This is a genomic window from Aeromonas sp. S15(2024), from assembly GCF_041402265.1.
GTDB classification, from domain to species: Bacteria; Pseudomonadota; Gammaproteobacteria; order Enterobacterales; family Aeromonadaceae; genus Aeromonas; species Aeromonas dhakensis.
The window spans coordinates 38,896-60,741 of the sequence record NZ_JBGLQY010000007.1; the positions used below are offsets into that span (position 1 = coordinate 38,896).

19 protein-coding genes and 1 pseudogene are annotated in these 21,846 nt (G+C 61.7%); 15 read left to right on the forward strand and 5 right to left on the reverse strand.

Features of this window, described 5'->3' with window-relative positions; translation table 11 throughout:
* The first annotated feature begins 3 nt into the window (after positions 1-3).
* From sctJ to ACB033_RS15070, 3 genes are read left to right on the forward strand one after another with little or no spacing between them, the layout of a single operon-like run.
* Complete coding sequence (gene sctJ, locus ACB033_RS15060; protein WP_371140584.1) at positions 4-741, forward strand: type III secretion system inner membrane ring lipoprotein SctJ; 738 nt, start codon at positions 4-6, stop codon at positions 739-741.
* Positions 741-1,367, forward strand: coding sequence for a Yop proteins translocation protein K (locus tag ACB033_RS15065; RefSeq protein WP_371140585.1), 627 nt, complete (start codon positions 741-743; stop codon positions 1,365-1,367). The genes sctJ and ACB033_RS15065 overlap by 1 nt, the downstream gene beginning before the upstream one ends.
* A complete protein-coding gene (locus ACB033_RS15070; RefSeq protein ID WP_371140586.1) occupies positions 1,346-1,978 on the forward strand; it encodes an HrpE/YscL family type III secretion apparatus protein in 633 nt (210 codons plus the stop codon). Before ACB033_RS15065 ends, ACB033_RS15070 begins: the two co-directional genes overlap by 22 nt.
* Positions 1,979-2,108: 130 nt before the next feature.
* Here the strand turns inward: ACB033_RS15070 and ACB033_RS15075 are convergent, their stop codons facing one another.
* Both ACB033_RS15075 and ACB033_RS15080 read right to left on the reverse strand, forming a co-directional pair.
* Positions 2,109-3,323: an MFS transporter gene (locus tag ACB033_RS15075; protein WP_371140587.1), complete on the reverse strand. Its 1,215-nt coding sequence runs from the start codon at positions 3,321-3,323 to the stop codon at positions 2,109-2,111.
* A 121-nt stretch (positions 3,324-3,444) separates the two neighbouring features.
* Positions 3,445-4,224, reverse strand: coding sequence for a hypothetical protein (locus ACB033_RS15080; protein ID WP_139725159.1), 780 nt, complete (start codon positions 4,222-4,224; stop codon positions 3,445-3,447).
* A 388-nt stretch (positions 4,225-4,612) separates the two neighbouring features.
* Here ACB033_RS15080 and ACB033_RS15085 point away from each other — a divergent pair, with 388 nt between their 5' ends.
* The 4 genes from ACB033_RS15085 to ACB033_RS15100 all read left to right on the forward strand — a co-directional run bounded on the left by ACB033_RS15085 (position 4,613) and on the right by ACB033_RS15100 (position 11,646).
* The gene (locus tag ACB033_RS15085) at positions 4,613-6,238 is read left to right on the forward strand and encodes an MCR-3-related phosphoethanolamine--lipid A transferase (protein WP_026459105.1); all 1,626 of its coding nucleotides are present in this window, start codon (positions 4,613-4,615) and stop codon (positions 6,236-6,238) included.
* Positions 6,239-6,691: 453 nt separating this feature from the next.
* Positions 6,692-9,241 (forward strand): bifunctional lysylphosphatidylglycerol flippase/synthetase MprF, encoded by a 2,550-nt coding sequence (gene mprF, locus ACB033_RS15090; protein ID WP_139725160.1) that lies wholly within the window; start codon positions 6,692-6,694, stop codon positions 9,239-9,241.
* A 9-nt stretch (positions 9,242-9,250) separates the two neighbouring features.
* Entirely contained in the window at positions 9,251-9,937 is a 687-nt protein-coding gene (locus tag ACB033_RS15095) for an AcvB/VirJ family lysyl-phosphatidylglycerol hydrolase (protein ID WP_139725161.1), read from the forward strand.
* A gap of 155 nt (positions 9,938-10,092) precedes the next feature.
* Positions 10,093-11,646: a PAS domain-containing methyl-accepting chemotaxis protein gene (locus tag ACB033_RS15100; RefSeq protein WP_025201504.1), complete on the forward strand. Its 1,554-nt coding sequence runs from the start codon at positions 10,093-10,095 to the stop codon at positions 11,644-11,646.
* A gap of 67 nt (positions 11,647-11,713) precedes the next feature.
* On the opposite strand, the gene ACB033_RS15105 is transcribed toward ACB033_RS15100, so the two are convergent.
* On the reverse strand, positions 11,714-13,297 hold the full coding sequence (locus ACB033_RS15105) for a GGDEF domain-containing protein (protein WP_139725162.1): 1,584 nt from the start codon (positions 13,295-13,297) through the stop codon (positions 11,714-11,716).
* An 86-nt stretch (positions 13,298-13,383) separates the two neighbouring features.
* Here ACB033_RS15105 and ACB033_RS15110 point away from each other — a divergent pair, with 86 nt between their 5' ends.
* The 8 genes and pseudogenes from ACB033_RS15110 to ACB033_RS15145 all read left to right on the forward strand — a co-directional run.
* The gene (locus ACB033_RS15110) at positions 13,384-14,043 is read left to right on the forward strand and encodes a TIGR01621 family pseudouridine synthase (protein WP_139725163.1); all 660 of its coding nucleotides are present in this window, start codon (positions 13,384-13,386) and stop codon (positions 14,041-14,043) included.
* A gap of 11 nt (positions 14,044-14,054) precedes the next feature.
* Positions 14,055-14,708: an HAD family hydrolase gene (locus ACB033_RS15115; RefSeq protein WP_371140588.1), complete on the forward strand. Its 654-nt coding sequence runs from the start codon at positions 14,055-14,057 to the stop codon at positions 14,706-14,708.
* Between the two features lie 237 nt (positions 14,709-14,945).
* Positions 14,946-16,043, forward strand: a complete 1,098-nt coding sequence (gene hppD, locus ACB033_RS15120; RefSeq protein ID WP_005302356.1) for a 4-hydroxyphenylpyruvate dioxygenase — start codon at positions 14,946-14,948, stop codon at positions 16,041-16,043.
* A gap of 47 nt (positions 16,044-16,090) precedes the next feature.
* Positions 16,091-17,251 (forward strand): homogentisate 1,2-dioxygenase, encoded by a 1,161-nt coding sequence (locus tag ACB033_RS15125; RefSeq protein ID WP_005302352.1) that lies wholly within the window; start codon positions 16,091-16,093, stop codon positions 17,249-17,251.
* Positions 17,252-17,262: 11 nt separating this feature from the next.
* Positions 17,263-18,261, forward strand: a complete 999-nt coding sequence (locus ACB033_RS15130) for a fumarylacetoacetate hydrolase family protein (RefSeq protein WP_139725165.1) — start codon at positions 17,263-17,265, stop codon at positions 18,259-18,261.
* A gap of 73 nt (positions 18,262-18,334) precedes the next feature.
* Positions 18,335-18,973: a maleylacetoacetate isomerase gene (gene maiA, locus ACB033_RS15135; protein WP_162519859.1), complete on the forward strand. Its 639-nt coding sequence runs from the start codon at positions 18,335-18,337 to the stop codon at positions 18,971-18,973.
* A gap of 40 nt (positions 18,974-19,013) precedes the next feature.
* Positions 19,014-19,142 carry a hypothetical protein gene (locus ACB033_RS15140; protein ID WP_256124795.1) on the forward strand — a complete coding sequence of 43 codons (129 nt, stop codon included), beginning with the start codon at positions 19,014-19,016 and terminating at the stop codon, positions 19,140-19,142.
* Positions 19,143-19,185: 43 nt separating this feature from the next.
* Positions 19,186-19,299 (forward strand): annotated as a pseudogene (locus ACB033_RS15145) (maleylacetoacetate isomerase); the annotation flags it as partial.
* Positions 19,300-19,379: 80 nt separating this feature from the next.
* On the opposite strand, the gene ACB033_RS15150 reads toward ACB033_RS15145, so the two are convergent.
* Together ACB033_RS15150 and asnB are read right to left on the reverse strand one after the other, a co-directional pair.
* Complete coding sequence (locus tag ACB033_RS15150) at positions 19,380-19,880, reverse strand: thioredoxin family protein (RefSeq protein ID WP_139725167.1); 501 nt, start codon at positions 19,878-19,880, stop codon at positions 19,380-19,382.
* Between the two features lie 179 nt (positions 19,881-20,059).
* Positions 20,060-21,724 (reverse strand): asparagine synthase B, encoded by a 1,665-nt coding sequence (gene asnB / locus ACB033_RS15155; protein WP_139725168.1) that lies wholly within the window; start codon positions 21,722-21,724, stop codon positions 20,060-20,062.
* Between the last annotated feature and the right edge of the window lie 122 nt (positions 21,725-21,846).

Below are 21,846 nucleotides of genomic sequence, written 5' to 3' on the forward strand. Positions count from 1 at the left end.
AGTGTGAAGAGATCAATGCTGATGGGGGTGGTGTTCACCTCACTGCTGCTCGGTGGCTGCAAGGTGGAACTCTATACCGGGGTCAGTCAGAAAGAAGGTAACGAGATGCTGGCGTTGCTGCGTACCGAGGGGATCTCCTCGGACAAGCAGCCGGACAAGGATGGCCATGTCAAATTGCTGGTGGAGGAGTCTGATGTAGCGCAGGCCATAGAGGCACTCAAGCGTAAAGGCTATCCGCGCGAGAGCTTTTCCACCTTGCAGGATGTCTTTCCCAAAGATGGACTCATTTCATCCCCGACTGAGGAGCGGGCACGCCTGAACTACGCAAAGGCCCAGGAGATTTCTCATACCTTGTCCGAAATAGACGGTGTACTGGTAGCCAGGGTGCATGTGGTTCTGCCCGAGGGGAATGAAGGGATCAGCAAGAAACCTTCCCCCGCATCTGCTTCCGTTTTTATCAAGCATGCGGCAGACATCCAGCTGGATACCTATATTCCGCAGATAAAACAACTGGTCAATAACAGTATCGAAGGGCTGGCTTATGACAGGATCAGCGTTGTGCTGGTGCCTTCTGCAGATATTCGCCAAATGCCTCTGGTATCGCGCAATACCAGCATTTTCTCCATCGAGGTGAGCGAGTCATCGAAGTGGCGGTTGACGGGGTTGATTACCCTCTTGTTGATGCTGGTGGTGACCACCAACCTGGCCCAATATATGTGGCATCGAAGCCGGAGTCGTTGATGACGGTTGGTCTGACGCCCTACCAATTGCGATTTTGCCCGGCAGCCTATCTTGATGAGGGGCATTTTCCCGAGTCTTGGCGCTGGGTGCAGGAAACAATGCCGGAGTGGCGCACTCTGCCTGCCGTAAACGAGGCGTTGCTGGATGAACTGGCATTGGATACTGTCTATGAGCTGCCTTCCCCTCTGGGTGGATTGGCTCTCTTTCCTCGGAGTGAACTCATCCGCCTGCTGACATACCTCGGTGCCGTCTTGCACGGTGAATCCATTCGTCATTGCCTGCTGGCTTCCTCCTTGCGCCATATCATCAATTTGTTGGGGGAAGATGGGTACCGAACCCTGTTGTCCCAGCTTGACTTGTTGATCGGTCCCTGGCCTACCGGTTGGCAACGAGCCTTGCCACAACAGCTGAATGATGTCTGTCTGGAGGCCACCGGTTTGCAATTCTGGCTGGCAGCAGCGGGAGAGACGGCGCCCGGCTGGTATCAGCGGCTGGTGTTGCGGTTGCCTCCAATGATTCCCGCACCAACATGGCATATGGCAACTGAGCAGGTGCCACTTGCCCGGGCGCTTTGTCTCAAAATAGCCAAACAGGTAACGCCGCAATGCTGCCATTTGTTGAAATAAAGAGTGAACACCTGCAGCTGGCCCCAGGCCAGCGTATCTTGCGTAGTCAGGATTATCAGTCCTATTTGAGTGCACAGGCCCTGGTTGATGCGGCCAGAGCACAGGCTGCCGAGATAGTGCAGGAGGCGCACAGCGTATATGAGCAGCAGCGCGAACTTGGCTGGCAAGCCGGCATGGAGCAGGCTCGTCGTGAGCAAGCCGTGTTGATCCATCAGACCCAGTTGCAGTGTCAGGGGTACTATCGCACTGTGGAGCAGCAAATGAGCGAGGTCGTGTTGCAGGCCGTGCGCAAGATCCTGCATGACTATGACCAAATTGCGTTGACCCTCAAGGTAGTGCGCGAAGCACTCTCGTTGGTGAGCAACCAGAAACAGGTAACGGTTCGGGTAAACCCTGAACAGGTTGCGGCGGTGCGTGAGCAGATCGCCAAGGTACACAAGGATTTCCCCGAAATCGGTTATCTGGAGATCTCTGCCGATGCCCGTCTGGATCAGGGCGGCTGTATTTTGGAAACCGAAGTGGGAATTATCGATGCCAGTCTGGATGGCCAGTTGGATGCTTTGTCTCGGGCCATTTCTCTGACCCTGGAACGGGGTGAAGCACGCCCATAGCACACATATATAGCATCACGACATCGCAGTCCGCTCCGTCAGTGGATGGCTGGCTCTTGGGTATTGAGAAAAGCCCCGACAACTTGGTTGCCGGGGCTTTTTGCTGTCTGCAGCAAGCCGGATGCGCTGCTCATGGCTGGCTGCCGGGGGTGGGCTGCGGGTATCTGCCGAGCACCAGCAGGGTGAGCAGGCAGCAGGCGGCGCCGGCGTAGAAGGTGCAAGAGGCGCCAAGAGTGTCCCACAGCAGCCCGGCCAGCAGGCTGGCCAGCAACATGGCGAGGCCGCAGACCAGATTGAAGAAGCCGAACGCACTGCCGCGCAGTTCCGCGGGCGCGCTGGCGGCCACCATGGCGGCCAGCAGACCCTGGGTCATCCCCAGATGAATGCCCCACAACATCACCCCCAACAGCAATGACACCCAGTGGGGGCTGGCCGCCAGCACCAGATCGGCGGCCACCAGCACCAGCAACCCCCAGACCAGCAGGGTACGGTGACTCATTTGATCCGAGAGGCGCCCGAACGGATAGGCGCTGAGGGCATAGACCAGATTCATCGCCACCATGACCAGCGGTACCAGGGCGAGCGCCATGCCGCTTTGCTGGGCGCGTAGCACCAGAAAGGCTTCGCTGAAACGGGCCAGGGTAAACAGGGCGCCGATGAGCACCACCCAGCGATAGGGTTTACCCAGCCGGCGCAGGTTGTCGCGCCGCAAGGGGTTGCTGCGGGCGTGGTGGCCAGCCGCTTTGGGTTCACGCAGGCCGATGGCGAGCAGGGTGACCGAGGCCAGCCCAGGCACCACCGCCAGCCAGAAGATGGCGCGAAAGTCATCGTGCCAGAGCAGCATCAGCCCCACCGCCAGCAGCGGTCCCAGCAGGGCGCCGACCGTGTCGAGGGATTGGCGCAGGCCAAAGGCGGCGCCGCGCAGCTCAGGGGGGGTGAGGTCGGCCACCAACGCATCGCGGGGGGCGCCACGGATGCCCTTGCCAACTCTGTCCAGCAGGCGGGCGGTCAGGATCAGTCCGCTGCCGGTGGCGATGGCAAACAGCGGCTTGGTCAGCGCTCCCAACCCGTAGCCCAGCAGGGCCAACCCCTTGCGGCGTCCCAGATAGTCGCTCAGGGTGCCGGAGAAGACCTTGACCATCAGGGCCGTCGCCTCTGCCATCCCTTCGATGAGCCCGATGGTGAGGGCGCTGCTGCCAAGCACGGTCACCATGAAGAGGGGGAGCAGGCTGTGGATCATTTCAGAAGAGATATCCATCAGCAGGCTGACAAACCCCAGCACCCAGACGCCACCCGGGATCCGGCCGGCGGGTTGGGGAGCGGGGGGGCGGCTTGTCGTGGTCATGGGGTTCTCCTGCCTTGCATCGATTCACCCAGAGCATAGCCAGCCCGGCCGCCACAAGGCTGCCGGGCTGGCTGATCATGTCTGCTAGCGTGACCGCAGACGGTTGCCTGCAGTCACGGCATCATTGCTCGATGTCGAGCTCGGCCCGAACCGGTTGCCGGTTGCGCAGGGTCGAGATGAGCACCAGGGTGGCGATGGCGGCCAGCAGGGCAAAGGAGGCGGAGTAACGGCTCAGTTCAAGCCCGCCCTTGCTGAGCGGCTTGTCCAGAAAATCCCCCACCACGGCGCCAAGGGGCCTGGTCAGGATGAAGGCGGCCCAGAACAACAGGGTGCGCGATACCCGGGTCAGGTAGTAGGCGGCAACGATGGCGGCCAGCATGCCGCCAAACAGCAGGGTGCTGCCCGCATAGCCAAAGCCGGCCTCGTCTGCGGTCCAGTCCCCCAATGCGGTGCCCAGGGTCTGGGAGAACATGATGGTCACCCAGTAGAACAGCTCGGTGCGCGGCGTGGTGATGCTGCCGGTGGAGATGCTGCCCTGCAGCCGATACCAGAGCAGGAAGGAGCCCATCAGCAAGGCCAGCAGCAGGGTGGAGCCGCCGGCATAGCCCAGCCCGAGCGAGCGATCGGCAAAATCCGCCAGGGTGGTGCCGACCGTGATGGTGGCGATGATGGTGGTCCAGTAAAGGAAGGGGTTGTAGGAGGTCGTTGCGATCTGCGCGCTGACCGAGACGAAGAAGATCACGGCAAAGATGCCTGTGCTCACCAGATAACCGAGCTCCATCGACATGGAAACGGCGTCCCCCCCTGTCTCCCCCAGGGTGGTCGCCAGGATCTTGATGACCCAGAACGCCAGGGTGATCTCTGGCACCTTGCTGATCGCTGCCTTGCTGTTGTCGTGCATGTTAACCCTCTCTCGTATCTGTCGTATGACGAGGACTCGTCAGGAGACAGCGTCGCCGAGCACTCTTAAGCAAAACTTAAGCGTGGGAGAGGGACCTGAAAAATGGTGGTAACGACGTGCCGATGGGAGGGCGTTGTCATTCAATATGACAGCGCGCCGGTTTTTTGAGCGACCACATAACACGGATTGCTTAATTCTTCCTTAAGTTTTGCCGGTTAGGCTGTCGGTTTGCTGTGATTGTTGATATTTATCACATTATTGAGAATGTCTGAAAATATCGCATTTGGCGTTTTCAACACACTGTTACTATCCGGCGCCAAATATCGGCGTGTCGACTCCGGAGCGGGTATTTCAAGGTGTAATAAAGAAGTGTAACAGGGAGATATACATGCCTTCTTTTCTTAGAATAAGAATTGTTCCATTTGTTTTTTTGCTGGCATTCATCTTTGCCTTCTTGCTGAACTGGCCAGTATTGCTGCATTTTTATGAAATATTGACGCAGCTTGAACATTTTAAAATCGGGTTTGCCATCTCTATTCCCATCGTGCTGGTTGCGGCATTGAACTTTGTCTTCATACCATTTTCTGTGCGTTATTTCATCAAGCCTTTCTTTGCCTTTCTGTTTATCACGGGTGCCATTGCCAGCTACACCATGATGAAATATAAGGTGTTGTTTGATGGCGACATGATCCAGAACATCTTTGAGACCAACCAGAGTGAGGCGCACTCCTATCTGAGCGTGCCCATCGTGATCTGGGTATTGCTGGCCGGGGTACTGCCGGCGGTGCTGCTGTTCTTCGTCAAGATAGAGTATCCGGCCAGATGGTATCAGGGGCTGCTGCAGCGCGGGCTCTCCATGCTGGCCTCCCTCGTGGTGCTGGGGCTCATCGCCGCGGCCTACTACCAGGACTACGCCTCGGTCGGGCGCAACAACCAGACCCTGAACCGGGAGATAGTGCCGGCCAACTACATGTACAGTACCGCCAGGTATCTGCAGAAACGCTATCTGACAGAGCCGGTGCCGTTCCAGCGCCTGGGCGACGACGCCAGGCGGGTGGCCGGTGCGGACAAGCCGACCATGATGTTCCTGGTGGTGGGGGAGACGGCGCGCGGCAAGAACTTCTCCATGAACGGCTATCACAAGGAGACCAACCCCTTCACCAGCAAGCAGGCGGGGATCATCTCCTTCAACGACGTGCGCTCCTGCGGCACGGCGACCGCGGTCTCGGTGCCCTGCATGTTCTCCAACATGGGGCGCAACCAGTTCGACGGCAACCAGGCCCGCAACAGCGAAGGGCTGCTGGACGTGCTGCAAAAGAGCGGCGTCTCCATCTTCTGGAAGGAGAACGACGGCGGCTGCAAGGGGGTGTGCGATCGGGTGCCCAACATGGTGGTCAACCCCAAGGATCACCCCAAGTTCTGCGACAAGAACACCTGTTATGACGAGGTGGTGCTGGAGGGGCTGGATGACGAACTGGCGGGCATGAAGGGGGACAAGCTGGTGGGCTTCCACCTCATCGGCAGCCATGGGCCGACCTATTACAAGCGTTATCCGGGCTCGCACCGCCACTTTCTGCCGGATTGCCAGCGCAGCGACATCGAGAACTGCACCGATCAGGAGCTGGAGAATACCTATGACAACACCATTCGCTACACCGATTATGTGATTGCCAGCATGATCGAGCGCTTGAAAAAGTACGAGGACAAATACAATACGGCGCTGGTCTATATTTCCGACCACGGTGAGTCACTGGGGGCATTGGGACTTTATCTGCACGGCACCCCTTATAAATTTGCGCCGGATGATCAGACCCGGGTCCCCATGCAGGTGTGGATGTCATCGGGTTTTGCCAAAGAGAAGGGGATGAACCTCGACTGTTTGCAGCAGAAGGCGGCCAATACCCGTTATTCTCACGACAACCTGTTTTCCTCCATGTTGGGGATCTGGGATGTGAATACGGCCGTATATGAACAGCCGCTGGATATCTTCAGCCAGTGTCGCAGCGTGCAATAACGCCATAGCGAGATAAAGGGGAGCCAGGCTCCCCTTTTTATTTTGGCGCGCCACTATGATGATTCTTTGAGCGACTTGTCGCACCGACCAGATGGGGCGGGCGGATCCCTTTATCTGGTGTATGATATTTCTGATTATTAATTGTTCAGAGCGATGGCGGGATGTGGGTCTGCGTCGCCGGGGAATTAATCCGGCCAGGGCTGAGTAATTTATTTTCACGGCGAGACTCGTCTTTTGCAAAAGAGTCGATATAAAGTGGGATGCCATGCTGGGGCGCGCTGGTTTGCCGGAGGAACAGGCCGTCACGCTCACCTTCCCGGCTCGTCCGTCATGGCGCATCACACAGCAATCAAAGAGCAAGGGGCGAGTACGTGCCAGGGGCACTGCCCGCCTCGGTGCAATGTTCAGCAACATGACGCAGGCAGCCATGAGCCGCGTCGGTAGGGATTGGCAATGCGGCGTCATCTGTTTATCTGGTTAGGCCCGTTATGTAGCTTGTTGTTGTTGGGGGCGGCGCTGGTCGTCCTCTATCGTTTGACCCACCTCTGGCACTGGCACGACATCCGGCTGGCCATCTGGTCTTTGCCGCTGCCGCTGCTGGGCGGTGCCCTGTTGCTGACCCTGCTCAGCTATGGCTGCCTCTGCTGCTACGACATGCTGGCGGTGCACGCCCTCGGCAAGCGGCTGCCCTGGCAGCAGGTGGGGGTCACCTCGTTTATCGCCTACACCTTCTCCAATACCCTGGGTTTCGCCCTGCTGACCGGCTCGTCGGTGCGCTATCGCATCTACTCGGCCCTCGGGCTCAACACCGGGGAAGTGGCCAGGATCATCCTCTTCTGCTCGGTGACCTTCTTCCTCGGCCTGCTGGCCTGGGGGGGCTCCGCCCTGCTGGTGGGGCAGGCCACCACCCTGTTGCCGGACTGGCCGCTGTGGGCCGATCAGCTGCTCAACCTGGCGGGGGGGCTGGCACTCTTGGCGGTGCTTGGCTACCTGTGCTGGCCAAAGCCCGTGCTGGTCTGGCGCGGCCACGAGCTGGTGCTGCCGGTATTCAGAACCCGGTTGCTGCAACTGCTGGTGGCGCTGCTGGACTGGATGGCCGCCGCCGCCGTGCTCTATGTGCTGCTGCCGGCGGACAGCGTCTCCTATCCGGTGCTGCTCAGTGCCTTCGTGCTGGCCAGCTTCCTCGGGGTGCTGGCCCATGTGCCGGGCGGGATCGGGGTGTTCGAGGCGAGCATGAGCCTGCTGCTGGCCAAGTACCTGCCGGTGGACAAGCTCCTGGCCTCCCTGCTGCTCTATCGCTGCATCTACTATGTGCTGCCTTTCCTGTGCGCCCTGCTGCTGTTCACCAGCCAGGAGCTGCTGCAGCAGAAGGCGCGCTGGAGCCGGCTGCAGGGCATCATGAGCGCGGTGCGCGAGTTTTTGCCGGCCCTCATCAGCCTGGGGGCGTTCGCGGCGGGCAGCCTGCTGCTCTGCTCCGGGATGATCCCCACCATGCGCGGGCGCATCGAGATGTTCCTGCAGGTATTGCCGCTGCACCTGCTGGAGCTCTCCCATGTGCTGGGCAGCGTCAGCGGCGTGCTGCTGATCCTGCTGGCCCGCAGCCTCTACCGGCGCCACGATGCCGCGTTTCGTATCACCCAGCTGCTGCTGGGGCTGGGGATGATCTTCTCCCTGCTCAAGGGGTTTGACTGGGAGTCGGCCCTGCTGCTCGGGCTGTTCCTGCTCATCATCACCCCCTGTCGCTCACTGTTCTATCGCAAGGGCTCCCTGCTGCACGCCCAGTTCACCCCGGGCTGGCTCATCTCGGTGGGGGCCGTGCTGCTGGGAGCGCTCTGGCTGCTGCTCTTCTCCTACCGCCAGGTGGAGTATGACCACGCCCTCTGGTTCCACTTCTCGCCCCATGGCGCCGCCTCCCGCGGGCTGCGGGCCATGGGCAGCGTGGTGGCGGTACTGGCGGTGGTCGGGGTAGCCCAGCTGCTGGCGCCGCTGCGGGTCTCCGGGCGCAAGCCGGAGCCGGACGAGCTGGCCCGTGCCCATGCCCTGGTGCTGCGCGAGGGGGGCGGTCACGGTTACCTGGCCCAGCTTGGCGACAAGTCGCTGCTGTTTCACCCCGGCGGCGAGGCGTTTCTGATGTACGGCGTCGAGGGCAACGGCTGGATCGTGATGGGAGATCCCATCGGTCAGTCTGAGCTTATCGAGGAGCTGCTCTGGCAGTTTCGCGAGCTGTGCGACCAGCACGATGCCAGCCCGGTGTTCTACCAGGTGTCGGCCCGCTACCTGCCGCTCTATCTGGAGCTGGGACTGATCCCGTTCAAGCTGGGGGAGGAGGCCATCGTCGATCTGGCAGCCTTCGAGCTGGCCGGCAGCCGGCTGCGCAACCTGCGCCAGAGCCATGCCAAGGGCAAGCGGGAGGGGTTGTCGTTCGAGGTGGTGGCGCCGGAATGCGTGCCTGCGCTGCTGCCCCGCCTCAAGGAGGTGTCGGACACCTGGCTGCAGAGCAAGCAGGGCAAGGAGAAGGGCTTCTCGGTGGGCAGTTTCGAGCCGACCTATCTCAGTCTGAGCCCGGCCGCCCTGGTGTGGCACGAGGGTCAGATCGTCGGCTTTGCCAACCTCTGGGTCAGCGACAACAAGGCGAGCCTCTCCATCGACCTGATGCGCTACAGCCTGGACACGGGCACGGCCCCCATCATGGATTTCCTGTTCGTCGAGCTGCTGCTGTGGGGCAAGGGCGAGGGCTACGCCAGCTTCAATCTCGGCATGGCCCCCATGTCCGGCTTCAACGATCACCCCCTGAGCGGTTACTGGACCAAGCTTGGCAACACCATCTTCACCCGGGGCAGCCGTTTCTACAATTTCCAGGGGCTCAGACGCTACAAGGAGAAGTTCTCGCCGGACTGGGAGCCGCGCTACCTGCTCTGCGCCAGCAAGCTGGTGTTGCCGCGGGTGCTGACCAACCTGATCTCCCTGATCAGCCGAGGCCCGTTCGGGCTCATCAAAAAGTAGGAGTCGTTCATGAGGATCCTGTTATTGCTGCTGGCGTGCTGCGCCTTTTCGCTTTCGGCCGCGCCGGTGAAAGAAGATCTCGGGTTGGTGGAGCTGCCGGTGGCGCAAGCCTCGAGTGCCCCCATGGTGGTGTTTCTGAGCGGTGACGGCGGCTGGGCCGCGCTGGACAAGGGGCTCAGCGCCCAGCTGCAGCAGCACGGCATGCCGGTGGTGGGCTGGAGCTCGCTCACCTACTACTGGAAGAAGAAGGATCCAGAGCAGGTCACCGCCGATCTGGTGCGGATCCTGGACGATTACCAGTCCCGCTGGGGGCGCCAGCGCTGGCTGCTGGTGGGCTTCTCCTTCGGGGCGGAGATCGTGCCCTTCGTCATCAACCGGCTGCCCGAACCCTACCGCAAGAGCCTGATCGGGGCCGTGATGCTCTCCCCCTCGACCGCCTCCGACTTCGAGATCCTCGTCAGCGACATGGTGACCCGCGACAAGGCGGGCAGTTATCCCACCCAGCCCGAGGTCAACGCCATTCACTCCCTGCCGATGCTCTGCCTGCAGGGGGCGGCAGACGACTCGCCGGTGCGGCTCTGCCCCCACTTGCAGCAGCCCAACGTGACGACTGTGACCCTGCCAGGTGCCCACCATTTCGAGGATGACTACCCTGTGCTGTTCAAGGCCATCGCCAGCCATCTCAACCTGCAGTAAGTGTGCGCGCGGGCAAAAAACTTGATGTAAATCAAAGTTCATTCCCTATCAGGCCGGATTGTGCGCAGCCGGCCTGTTTCTTTTTGATTTCGCCTTTACAGGCGTGGATTGCTTCCCAACACTCTACTGAGCAATAAAACAGTAGAGGGGGCTGCATGCGCGAACAAAGAGCTCATCTAGTTGATCAGGAAGTGGATTTCGCCGCCGATGAACAGCTGGTGTCCACCACGGATCTGCGGGGCGTGATCACCTACGCCAATGACAACTTCTGCCGGGTCGCCGGTTACAGCCGGGCCGAGCTGGTGGGGCAGCACCACAACATGGTGCGCCATCCCGACATGCCCAAGGCGGCATTTGCCGACCTGTGGGGCAAGCTCAAGCAGGGCCAGCCATGGCGCGGCATGGTGAAGAATCGCTGCCAGGATGGTCGCTACTACTGGGTGGATGCCTATGTCACCCCCATCTTCGAGCAGGGCAAGATCAGCGGCTACCAGTCGGTGCGCTGCCGCGCCGATCCTCAAATGAAGCAGGTCGCTGCCCGCACCTATGCGCGGCTGCGGGCGGCTGAGCAGGGCGGTGGCAGGCCCAGGATTTCGCTGGCGCGGTTGCGCCACGGGGTGGCGGTGGCCGGGCTGCTGGCACTGGGTTGGTTCGGCACAGTAGAACTGGGCGGATGGGCCGCTCTTTACATGGCGCTGCCGCTGATCTTGCTGGGGCTGCTCTACCGCCACGAGCTCATCACCACCCCCCGTTACTTGCAGCAACTGGCCGGCGAGTATGACAGCCTGACCCGTCTCATCTACTCGGGGCAGGAGCCGAGCGCCATCGCCGACTTTCATATCAAGCTGCTGCAGGCCCGTATTCGCACCGTGCTTGGCCGGGTGGATGACGCCACGCACTCGTTGCAGGATCTGGCGGTGCATCTGAAGAGCGCCTCCAGCGAAGCGAGCTCGGACATTGCCGAGCAGGATGCCCAGACCCAGCAGATGGCGACCGCCATCACCGAGATGGCGAGTACGGCGCAGGAGATTGCCCGCAACATCCAGGATACCAACAGCCAGATCGCCGAGGCCAAGGCCCACTGCCAGCACACGGATCAGCAGTTGATCGAGACCGAGCACAAGATCACCGATCTGGCGAAGGAGGCGGAGCACGCCTTTGCCTCGGCGGTGGCGCTGGCCAGCGAGTCGGATCGCATCGGGGTGTTGATGGGGGAGATCCAGGGCATCGCCGATCAGACCAACCTGCTGGCGCTCAATGCCGCCATCGAGGCGGCCCGGGCCGGCGAGCAGGGGCGCGGCTTTGCGGTGGTGGCGGACGAGGTGCGCACCCTGTCTACCCGCACTCACAAGGCCACCGAACAGATCCAGGGCAGCATCGGCCAGATCCAGCGCACCCTGAACGGCTGGAAGGGAATGATGCAGAACAACCTGCAACAGACCCAGGCCTGCGTGGAGATGACCCGGATGGGGTCGGACAGCCTGCATCAGGTGCTGGCGGAGATCGAGCTGGTGATGGACTTCTCGGCCCAGATCTCGGCGGCGGCGGAGCAGCAACAGGCGGTGGTGGAGGACATCAGCCAGAACGTCAACCTCATCTCCCAGCACTCCCACGCCAACAGCAACAAGATGCAGGACGTGGACGAGTCGAGCGAGATCCTGCTGACCAAGGCCAGACAGCTCAAATCCCTGGGGCAGACCTTCGGTTAGCCGGCGCCTGCCATCAACAAGAGAACAAGGCCACCCACGGGTGGCCTTGTGCTGTCAGGCGTGTCGATCAGATCGCGGCCTGGCCCAGCGGGTTTCCCTTGTCGTGGTACATGGCGCGGTCGGCCTGGATCAACCACTGCTCTGGGCGCCAGCCCGGCTGGTACTGGCTGATGCCAACGCTGATGCCGACCGACAGCGGGATCCCTTCTACCTCGAATGGCGGTTGCATGGTGGCCCTGATCTGCTCGGCGATGGCGTCGGCCTGCGCCTGATCATGGCCCGGCAACAGCAACACGAACTCGTCGCCGGCCAGCCTGGCGAAGAAGTGCTGCGGCCCGAGGCTGCGGCTGATCCGCTCCGCCAGCTGGCAGAGGAGGGCGTCGCCGTGGCTGTGGCCGAAGTTGTCGTTGACCTGCTTGAAGTCGTTGAGATCGCAAAACAGCAGGCAGCCTGGCGCCGGCCCCTTGACCTGAGCATCGAGCCGCTCCATCAGGCTCAGCCGGTTGGGCAGGTTGGTGAGGGGGTCGCGGCGGGCCAACTGCCAGATCTCCTCTTCCCGCTGACGGCGCAGGGCAATTTCGCGGTTGAGCCGCTGGTTGCACATCAATAGATAGAGGGCCAGCAGCAGGATCAGCACGCTGGCTGCCAGGCTCAGCAGGAACCAGGGGCGCCAGAAGATCCACTGCTCGGAGGGGGCCTGATAGAGAAAGTCGCTCAAGGAGACCGGCTTTGACACCAACCCGATCTCCACCAGCTGCTGCATGATATGCGCCATGCGGTCCGGATTCATATACCCGACCTCCACATAGAGCGGCTGGATCATCTCCTTGCTCACCTGCAGCTCGTACTCCATGTGGGCCTGACTGCGGTTGACGCCATACTCCTTGCGCAGCAGGGCGATGGCCTCCTGCGGGTGGGCCAGGGCGTAGCGCCAGCCGGCCAGGCTGGCGGCCCGAAAGCGGGCCACCCGATCCGGATGGGCGTGCTCCTGGGCCTGGGTGGTGAACAGGATGTCGCTGTAGAAATCGATGCCGTAGTTGCGCGGATTGATGACGGAGACGGGAATGCCGCGCTCCTCCAGATAGAAGGGCTCGTTGCTGAGGTAGGCGTTGAAGATGTCGACCCGCCCTTGGATGAGATCCTCGATGTTGACCGAGGTGGGCAGCGGGATGAGCTGACGCTCGCTCAGCCCCTGATAGAAGAGGGTGGCCAGCAGTTCGGCGTCCTGATGGGCCGAAAACATCATGATCCGTTTGCCACGCATGTCGTCAACGGTGAGAATGCCGCTGTCACGGCGGGCCAGAAAGATGGACGGGGAGTGCTGATAGACGCTGGCGAGCGCCAGCAGCGGCTTGCCGTTGGCATAGCTGGTCAGCACCTCGGTGTTGCCGACCCCGAAGTCGGCTCGTCCGCTCAGCACCTCTTCTACCGGGCTGATGCCCTTGCCGCCGGGCCGTATCTCGACGTCCAGCCCGGCACTGGCATAGAAGCCCTTGGCCTTGGCCATGTGATAGCCAACGAACTGGGGCTGGTGCAGCCAGCGCAACTGGAGCACCACCCGCTCCGGGGCTTCAAGGGGGGATTCGCTGGCCCGCAGGGGAACAGCATGGCTGATACCGATCAGCAGCAGCCAAAGCAAGCATCTCTTCATCCGTGCGAGTCTTGTTCTGAGTGTTCATGGGGTGCGACCCCGCAGGGTCATCTTCTTGTAATTAAAAACATTCTAAAGGGTTATTGATGTACCGGATACTAGCGCAGCACAAAGATTTCATGGTTATCAACAAGGGACCCGGGCTCGGCATGCACGACGAGACCGACGAGTCCGGTCTGCTCCATCCTGGCCTGGTCAGCCGGGTCAAGGCTGACACGGGTCTGCTGCTCTATCCCGTGCATCGGCTCGACAAGATGACCTCCGGGCTGGTGCTGCTGGCCCGCACCACCGAGGCCAACCGGGCCCTCAGCATGGCCTTTGCCGCGCGGGAGGTGAGCAAGCAGTATCTGGCCCTCTCCGATCGCAAGCCCAAGAAGAAGCAGGGCTGGGTGAAGGGGGACATGCAAAAGGGGCGGGGGGGCAGCTGGATGCTGACCCGCACACTCGACAACCCCGCCATCAGCTGGTTCGACTCCGTGTCGGTGCGCGGGGGGTTGCGCCTTTATCGCATCAAGCCTCAGACCGGCAAGACCCACCAGATCCGGGTGGCCTTGAAGAGCGTGGGGGCGCCGATCCTCGGGGATGAGCGCTACGGCGGCACGGCGGCCGATCGCGGCTATCTGCACGCCTGGCGCCTCGCCTTCACCCTGGCGGGGGAGGCGTTCGACTTCGTCTGTCCGCCCGACGAAGGCACGCTGTTTGTGCTGCCCGAGTTGCATGCCGCCATCGCGGGGTTGGCCGAATGAAGGGGGCTGCCATGCAAGGGGCCTCGGATCTGCCCGCCAGCGGCTGGATCCTGGCGGATTTTGACGACACCCTGGCGCCGGATGACAGCCATGCCGGGCTGCTGCGTTTCATCCTGCGCCGCCGCATCTGGCCGCTGCTGCTGTGGCCGGTGATGGCGCTGGGCGGGCTGGTCTATCTGCTGCCAAGCCAGCGTCGGCGCGGCATTTCACTGATCTGGTGGGCCATCACCCTCGGGCTGTCGCCGCTGGGGTGGCGACGCCTGGTGCGGGCCTATTGCCGCACCCGGCCTGGGCTGTTTCGTGAGGCGCGCGCCCTGCTGCTGGCCGAAGGGCAGCGCTGCTGGGTGCTCTCCGCCAGCCCCCGCGCCCTGGTGCGGGGTCAGCTCCATCAGCAGTTGCCCGGCCAGCTGCCCCATCGCATTCTGGGCTCGCGCATGCACTATCGCCTCGGCGGCCTGATGCCACGTTTTTACTGTCACGGCCGCCACAAGATCCTGCCCGGGATCCAGGCCCTCGGCGCCACCCTGGCCCTGAGCGACAGCCTGCACGACTTGCCACTGCTGGCAGAGGGGCAGGCGGCCTGGCTCATCAACCCCACCCCGGCGCGGCTGCAACGAGCGAGGCAGTCACTGCCCCGCATCGAGCCCAGATACTGGTCCCTGTAAGGCAAAACTGACAGCCTTGTGGGTCGCCACCGAGCGCGCCACAAGGCTGCGGCTTCAATGTCACAATCTATTTACATCTTTTGGCGCCGCCCCCCGCCAAACTATCTGAACGCCGCCTCTTTTCTTCCGCTACGCCCCTGCCTCTAATGAAACAAGTTGTTAACAACGCCGGTGGCAGCTGCCCGCAGCGCCCCGGTGTGACCCGTTTCGTTATCAGTCAATCGCAAGGAGCGCATCATGACGACCACTTCTTCTGCCCGTACTCACACCATCAACCCGCTCGGCACCGATGGTTTCGAATTCGTCGAGTACACGGCGCCCGATGCCAAGGGCATTGCCGCCCTCAAGGCGCTGTTCGTCTCGCTGGGCTTTGCCGAGGTGGCCAAGCACAAACACAAGCAGTGCTGGCTCTACCGCCAGGGGGACATCAACTTCGTGGTCAATGCCGAGCCCCACTCCCAGGCCGAGCAGTTTGCCAGCCTGCACGGGCCGAGCGTCTGCGGCATGGCGTTTCGGGTGAGCGATGCCGGCAAGGCCCAGCAGTACGCCATCGCCAAGGGCGCCAAGCCGTTCGTCGGCAAGATTGGCCCCATGGAGCTCAACATCCCCGCCATCTACGGCATCGGCGAGAGTACCCTCTCCTTTGTCGACCGCTACGGCGACAAGGGCTCCATCTATGATGTGGACTTCGTCTTCTATCCGGACTGGCAGGCGCGCATGGCCGAGGTGGATGCAGGGCTCTACGAGATTGACCACCTGACCCACAACGTGCAGCGCGGCAACATGGATGTCTGGTCCAACTTCTACGAGCGGATCGGCAACTTTCGCGAAATCCGCTACTTCGACATCGAGGGCAAGCTGACCGGGCTCCATTCCCGTGCCATGACGGCACCCTGCGGCAAAATTCGCATCCCCATCAACGAATCCTCCGACGACAAGTCCCAGATTGAAGAGTACCTGCGCCAGTACAAGGGGGAGGGGATCCAGCACATCGCCATGGCGTCGAGCGACATCTACCACACCATCCGTACCCTGCGCGGCCGTGGTACCGGCTTTATGCCGACCCCGGACACCTACTACGAGAAGGTGGACAGCCGGGTCGAGGGGCACCAGGAGGATCTGGCGGCGCTCAAAGAGCTGCGCATCCTGATCGACGGCTCTCCCACCAAGGACGGCATCCTGCTGCAGATCTTCACCGACACAGTGATCGGCCCAGTGTTCTTCGAGATCATCCAGCGCAAGGGCAACGAAGGCTTTGGCGAAGGCAACTTCCAGGCACTGTTCGAATCCATAGAGCTGGATCAGATCCGTCGCGGGGTGCTCAATGATGCGTAACGAAAGCCGCCACGCGCAGGTTGTCGGTCAGGCAAGGGAGGATGGCAATGCGTAACTGGATTAACTTTCCCCACCGGGAGGGGACCCACTCCCGCCAGGCTCATGCCGACCTGCCCGAGCAGGCCATCTATGAGCGTGAACTGGGCCGCTCCGGCTTTTTCGGGCCGGCCACCCACATGCACCACAAGCATGCCCCCACCGACTGGATCAACTGGGAGGGGCCGCTGCGCCCGCGCCTGTTCGATCTCAACGCCTTGGGCGAAGAGGTGAGCTCCCTCTCCCCCTGGGTGATGCCGGATATTCTGAGCAACCCCCACTGCCGCTACCGCATCTGGCGCCTGCACGAGCCCATGCCGTTTCTGGTGCGCAACGCCGATGGCGACGAGCTCCTGTTCATCCACGAGGGGAGCGGTGAGTTTTACTGCGACTACGGTCACCTGACCCTGCGCGATGGCGACTACCTAGTGATCCCCCGCGGCACCATGTGGCGCATCGAGCCGACGGCACCCCTGTTCATCCTGATGATCGAGGCGACCAACGACAGCTACCAGCTGCCGGACAAGGGGCTGGTGGGCAATCACGCCATCTTCGACCCGGCAGCGCTCGATGTACCCGCCATCAACGAGCGCTTCCTGGCCCAGCAGGATGAGAATCCCTGGTCGCTGCAGGTCAAGCGCCACAACCAGGTGTCGGTCATCACCTGGCCGTTCAATCCGCTGGATGCGCAAGGGTGGCATGGGGACTTGTGCGTGGTGCGCCTCAACTGGCGGGACATCCGCCCGCTGATGAGCCACCGCTACCACCTGCCACCGTCGGCTCACTCCACCTTCGTGGCGAGCCGGTTCGTGGTCTGCACCTTCGTGCCGCGCCCCATCGAGAGCGATCCCGGCGCCCTCAAGGTGCCCTTCTACCACAGCAACGACGACTACGACGAGGTGCTCTTCTATCACGCCGGGGATTTCTTCAGCCGGGACAACATAGAGCGGGGCATGGTCACCTTCCATCCCGCCGGATTTACCCACGGTCCCCATCCCAAGGCGTTTGCGGCGGGTCAGGCCTACGCCAAGAAGTTCACCGACGAGGTGGCGGTGATGCTCGATACCCGCGATGCGCTCAACGTCGGCAGCCTGTGTGACGGGGTGGAGAACCCGCGTTACGTCACCAGCTGGTTGCGCCCGGAACTCACACCCGCCACCAACGGCAAATAAAAGGAATCCCTATGAAACTGGCAACCCTGAACAATGGCAAACGGGACGGCGCCCTGGTGGTGGTGAGTCGCGATCTGAGCCGCGCGGTGCGCGTGCCGCAGCTGGCCGCCACCCTGCAGGCGGCCCTCGACGAGTGGGCCGAGCTTGCGCCCAAGCTTACCGCCGTCTATCAGCAGCTCAACGATGGCACCTGCGCCGATGCTTTCCCGTTCGACGAGACGGCCTGTCTCTCCCCGCTGCCGCGCGCCTACCAGTGGGCCGACGGCAGCGCCTACGTCAACCACGTGGAGCTGGTGCGCAAGGCGCGCGGCGCCGAAATGCCGGAAAGCTTCTGGCACGATCCCCTGATGTATCAGGGGGGCTCGGACAGCTTCCTGCCGCCGCGGGGGTCCATCCCGATGGGGTCGGAGGAGTGGGGCATCGATTTCGAGTCGGAGATCGCCGTCATCACCGACGATGTGCCGATGGGCACCAGCCCGCAGGCCGCCGCCGGTCACATCAAGCTGCTGATGCTGGTCAACGACGTGAGCCTGCGCAACCTCATTCCGGGCGAGCTTGCCAAGGGCTTCGGCTTCTTCCAATCCAAGCCCTCCAGCAGCTTCTCGCCGCTGGCCATCACTCCGGACGAGCTGGGCGATGACTGGCGCGACGGCAAGGTGCATCTGCCCCTCGAGACCCACCTCAATGGCGCCCTGTTCGGGGCCCCCGACGCCGGGGTGGACATGACCTTCAACTTTTATGAGCTGATCGCCCACGCCGCCAAGACCCGGCCGCTCGGGGCGGGCTGCATCATCGGCTCGGGTACCGTCTCCAACTACGACAGAAGTCGCGGCTCATCCTGCCTCGCCGAGCTGCGAATGCTGGAAATTATCGAGTCAGGTCAAGCCACTACACCCTTTCTGCGCTTTGGTGATACAGTGTCCATCGCGATGCAGGATCGCAACGGGATGAGTCTGTTTGGCACCATTTTGCAGCGGGTCACGCCGGCAGACGCCAGTCAGACGAAGTGAAGGGGCCGGCATGGACACGAGGCCGACGGGTGAGCGGCAGGTGTCCATGCACCTGTCAACACAGGGACAAAGTATGTTGCAGTTGTTTGGATATTGGCGTTCATCGGCAAGTTATCGGGTGCGGATCGTGATGCAGCTCAAGGGGCTCGACTACGAGCTGCATCCGGTCAATCTGCGGCAGGGGGAGCAGCGCGAGAAGGCCTATCGCCGGCTCAATCCCCAGGGGCTGGTGCCGTTTCTGGTGGATGGCGAGGTGCAGGTGGGTCAGTCGGTGGCCATCATGGAGTACCTCGACGAAACCTACCCCGCTCACCCGCTGATGCCGTCCGCCCCCGAGGAGCGTGCTCGGGTACGCCAGATCGTCAACATGATCGCCTGCGACATCCATCCCCTCAACAACCTGCGGGTGCTCAATTACCTGGGAGAGCACCTCAGGGCGGGCAAGGAGCAGGAGGCGGCCTGGTATCGCCACTGGATTGACGAAACCTTCAGCGCGCTGGAGCAGCTGTTGATGACCACCGCCGGCATCTATTGCGTCGGCAACGAGGTGACCCTGGCGGACTGCATGCTGGTGCCCCAGGTCTACAACGCCCGCCGCTACGACATGTCGCTGGAAGACTATCCCACCATCAACCGCATCGTCGCCAACTGCGAGCAGCTGCAGGCCTTTATCAAGGCCGCCCCCGCCAATCAGCCGGATGCCCAGCCATAACTATTATTTCCACGTAAACCACTGTTAGAGGGAGTTAATGATGGGAATCAAACCTGGACCAAAACGAAAAAATGAAGACGGAACACCAGATAAGCGGCAACGGGTTACACCTGAAAAGCAAAAGGAACATCCAGCACTAAAGCCGCATAAGCATAAGCCGGGTGAATGATATTAAAGATATATGTTGGGCTTTGTTTTGAAAGCCCAACATATATGACATGACGCGGGACGATCTCCCCACCATCAATCGCATCATCGCCAACTGCGAGCAGTTGCAGGCCTTTATCAAGGCCGCCCCCGCCAATCAGCCGGATGCCCAGCCCTGAGGCACGCCTTCCTGCCAGGTTCCAATTATCGAGCCCCGCACCGTCAGCCGACCGTGCGGGGCTTTCATATCAGGGGCTCGCTAGCCGCGGGTGGGCTTGGGCTGGAAGAAGGCGATGAACTTGCCGAATTTCTCCCCGTCGTAGCTGTCACCCTTCTCCAGCAGCCCGGTGTTGAAGGATTCGAGCAGCTTGCCCTTGCCATCCAGCACGTAGAAGTGGGGCACCCCCAGGTACTCGGGATAGCCTTTGAGGAAGGATTCGTTCTTGTTCTGCTTGCTGACGTTTACCTTGACCACCACGAAGGTGCGGTTGAGCTGGCCGGCAAGAGCGGGCTCCCGGTCCAGAAAGTGGTTCATCTCCTGGCACCAGCTGCACCACTCGCCGCCCACCAGCAGCAGGACTTTCTTGCCCTCTGCGCTGGCCTTGGCGGTGGCGGCGGCGAGATCGCGGGCCGGATCCCGATGCTCGTCATAGCCCTGGCTGTAGTCGGGCAGGGTCTGGCTCCAGAGGTGGTCGGCGCTGTACGCCTCGCCATGAAACAGGGCGGTGCCAAGCACCAGCGGCAATAGCAGTCGGTTCATCACGTGCTCCTTGTGTTGTTGTGGTTGCTTCCAAGCCGCAACAATGTGACACGAGCGAGCCCGGCCGCCAAGGGCGAGATGGGCGCTTGTTATGCAAAAAGCGGGAATGGGTCGGTTGGAAAAAACAAAGCCCCTCGCAGGAGGGGCTTGGCATTGAGGCAAGGGAGGTCGCCGGCAGATCAGTAACCCTGCTGGTGGACATCCATCACGGCGCGACCGGACGGGTCGGCCATCTCCTTGAACTTGGCATCCCACTCCAGCGCGGTCGGGGTGGAGCAGGCGACCGACTTGCCATAGGGCACGGTGCGAGCGGCGGACTCCAGCGGGAAGTGCTCGTCAAAGATGGCGCGGTAGTAGTAGGCCTCCTTGGTAAGCGGGGTGTTGACGGGGAAGCGGAAGGCTGCCGCCTCGAACATCTGATCCGTCACTTCCTGCTCGACCATGGCTTTCAGGCTGTCGATCCACGAATAACCCACGCCGTCGGAGAACTGCTCCTTCTGGCGCCATGCCACTTCATGGGGCAGCAGATCCTCGAACGCTTCACGCAGGATGTGCTTCTCGATCTTGCTCTTGCCGCACATCTTGTCGGCAGGCTGCAGGCGCATCGCCACGTCCATGAACTCCTTGTCGAGGAAGGGCACGCGGCCTTCCACCCCCCAGGCGGCCATCGACTTGTTGGCGCGCAGGCAGTCATAGAGGTGCAGTGAGGCGAGCTTGCGCACGTTCTCTTCGTGGAACTCGCGGGCGTTGGGCGCCTTGTGGAAGTAGAGGTAGCCACCGAACAGCTCGTCGGAGCCTTCGCCGGAGAGCACCATCTTGATCCCCATCGCCTTGATGTAGCGAGCCATCAGATACATGGGCGTGGAGGCGCGGATGGTGGTGACGTCATAGGTCTCGAGGTGATAGATGACGTCCCGCAGGGCATCCAGCCCCTCCTGCACGGTGAAGTGGATCTGGTGGTGGATGGTGCCCAAATGATCGGCGACCTTGCGGGCGGCGGCGAGATCCGGCGAGCCTTCCAGGCCAACGGCGAAGGAGTGCAGCTGGGGCCACCAGGCTTCGCTCTTGCCATCGTCTTCAACCCGACGGGCGGCATAGAGCTTGGTGATGGCGGAGATGACGGACGAATCCAGCCCGCCGGAGAGCAGCACGCCGTAGGGCACATCGCACATCAGCTGGCGCTTGACCGCCGCTTCCAGCGCGGCTTTGAGCTCGGCCTTGTCGCTGACGTTGTGCTCGACCGCGCCGTACTCCATCCAGTCACGTTTGTACCACTGTTTGAGCTCGCCATCCTTGCTCCACAGGTAGTGTCCCGGTGGGAAGGTTTCGACGCTCTTGCACACTGGCACCAGCGCCTTCATCTCGGAGGCGACGTAGAAGTTGCCGTGTTCGTCGCGGCCGGTATAGAGGGGGATGATCCCCATGTGGTCGCGACCAATCAGGTAGGCATCCTGCTCGGCGTCATAGAGGATGAAGGCGAAGATGCCGTTGAGATCGTCCAAAAAGGCGGGGCCCTTCTCCTTGTAGAGGGCCAGTAGCACCTCGCAGTCGGAGTGGGTCTGGAACTGGAAGTCGGCCTTGAGGTTTTTCTCCAGCTCCTTGTGGTTGTAAATCTCGCCGTTGACGGCCAGCACATGGGTGCGCTCGGGGTTGTAGAGCGGCTGGGCACCGTTGCCCGGATCGACGATGGCCAGGCGCTCGTGCACCAGGATGGCCTTGTCGGAGCTGTAGACGCCGGACCAGTCAGGACCGCGGTGACGCAATCGCTTGGACATCTCCAGCGCCGATTTGCGCAGGGCGGCCGCATCGGATTTGATGTCCAGAATGCCGAAAATAGAACACATTGGCGGTAATCCTCTTGATTTTTATATGAGCCCCCCACATTCGGGCTCGAAATTCCATTTACATTCCTCGCCAATCACAATGCCTAGTGCAAAAACCTTTTGCAAGCGGGAAAACCGCAGAA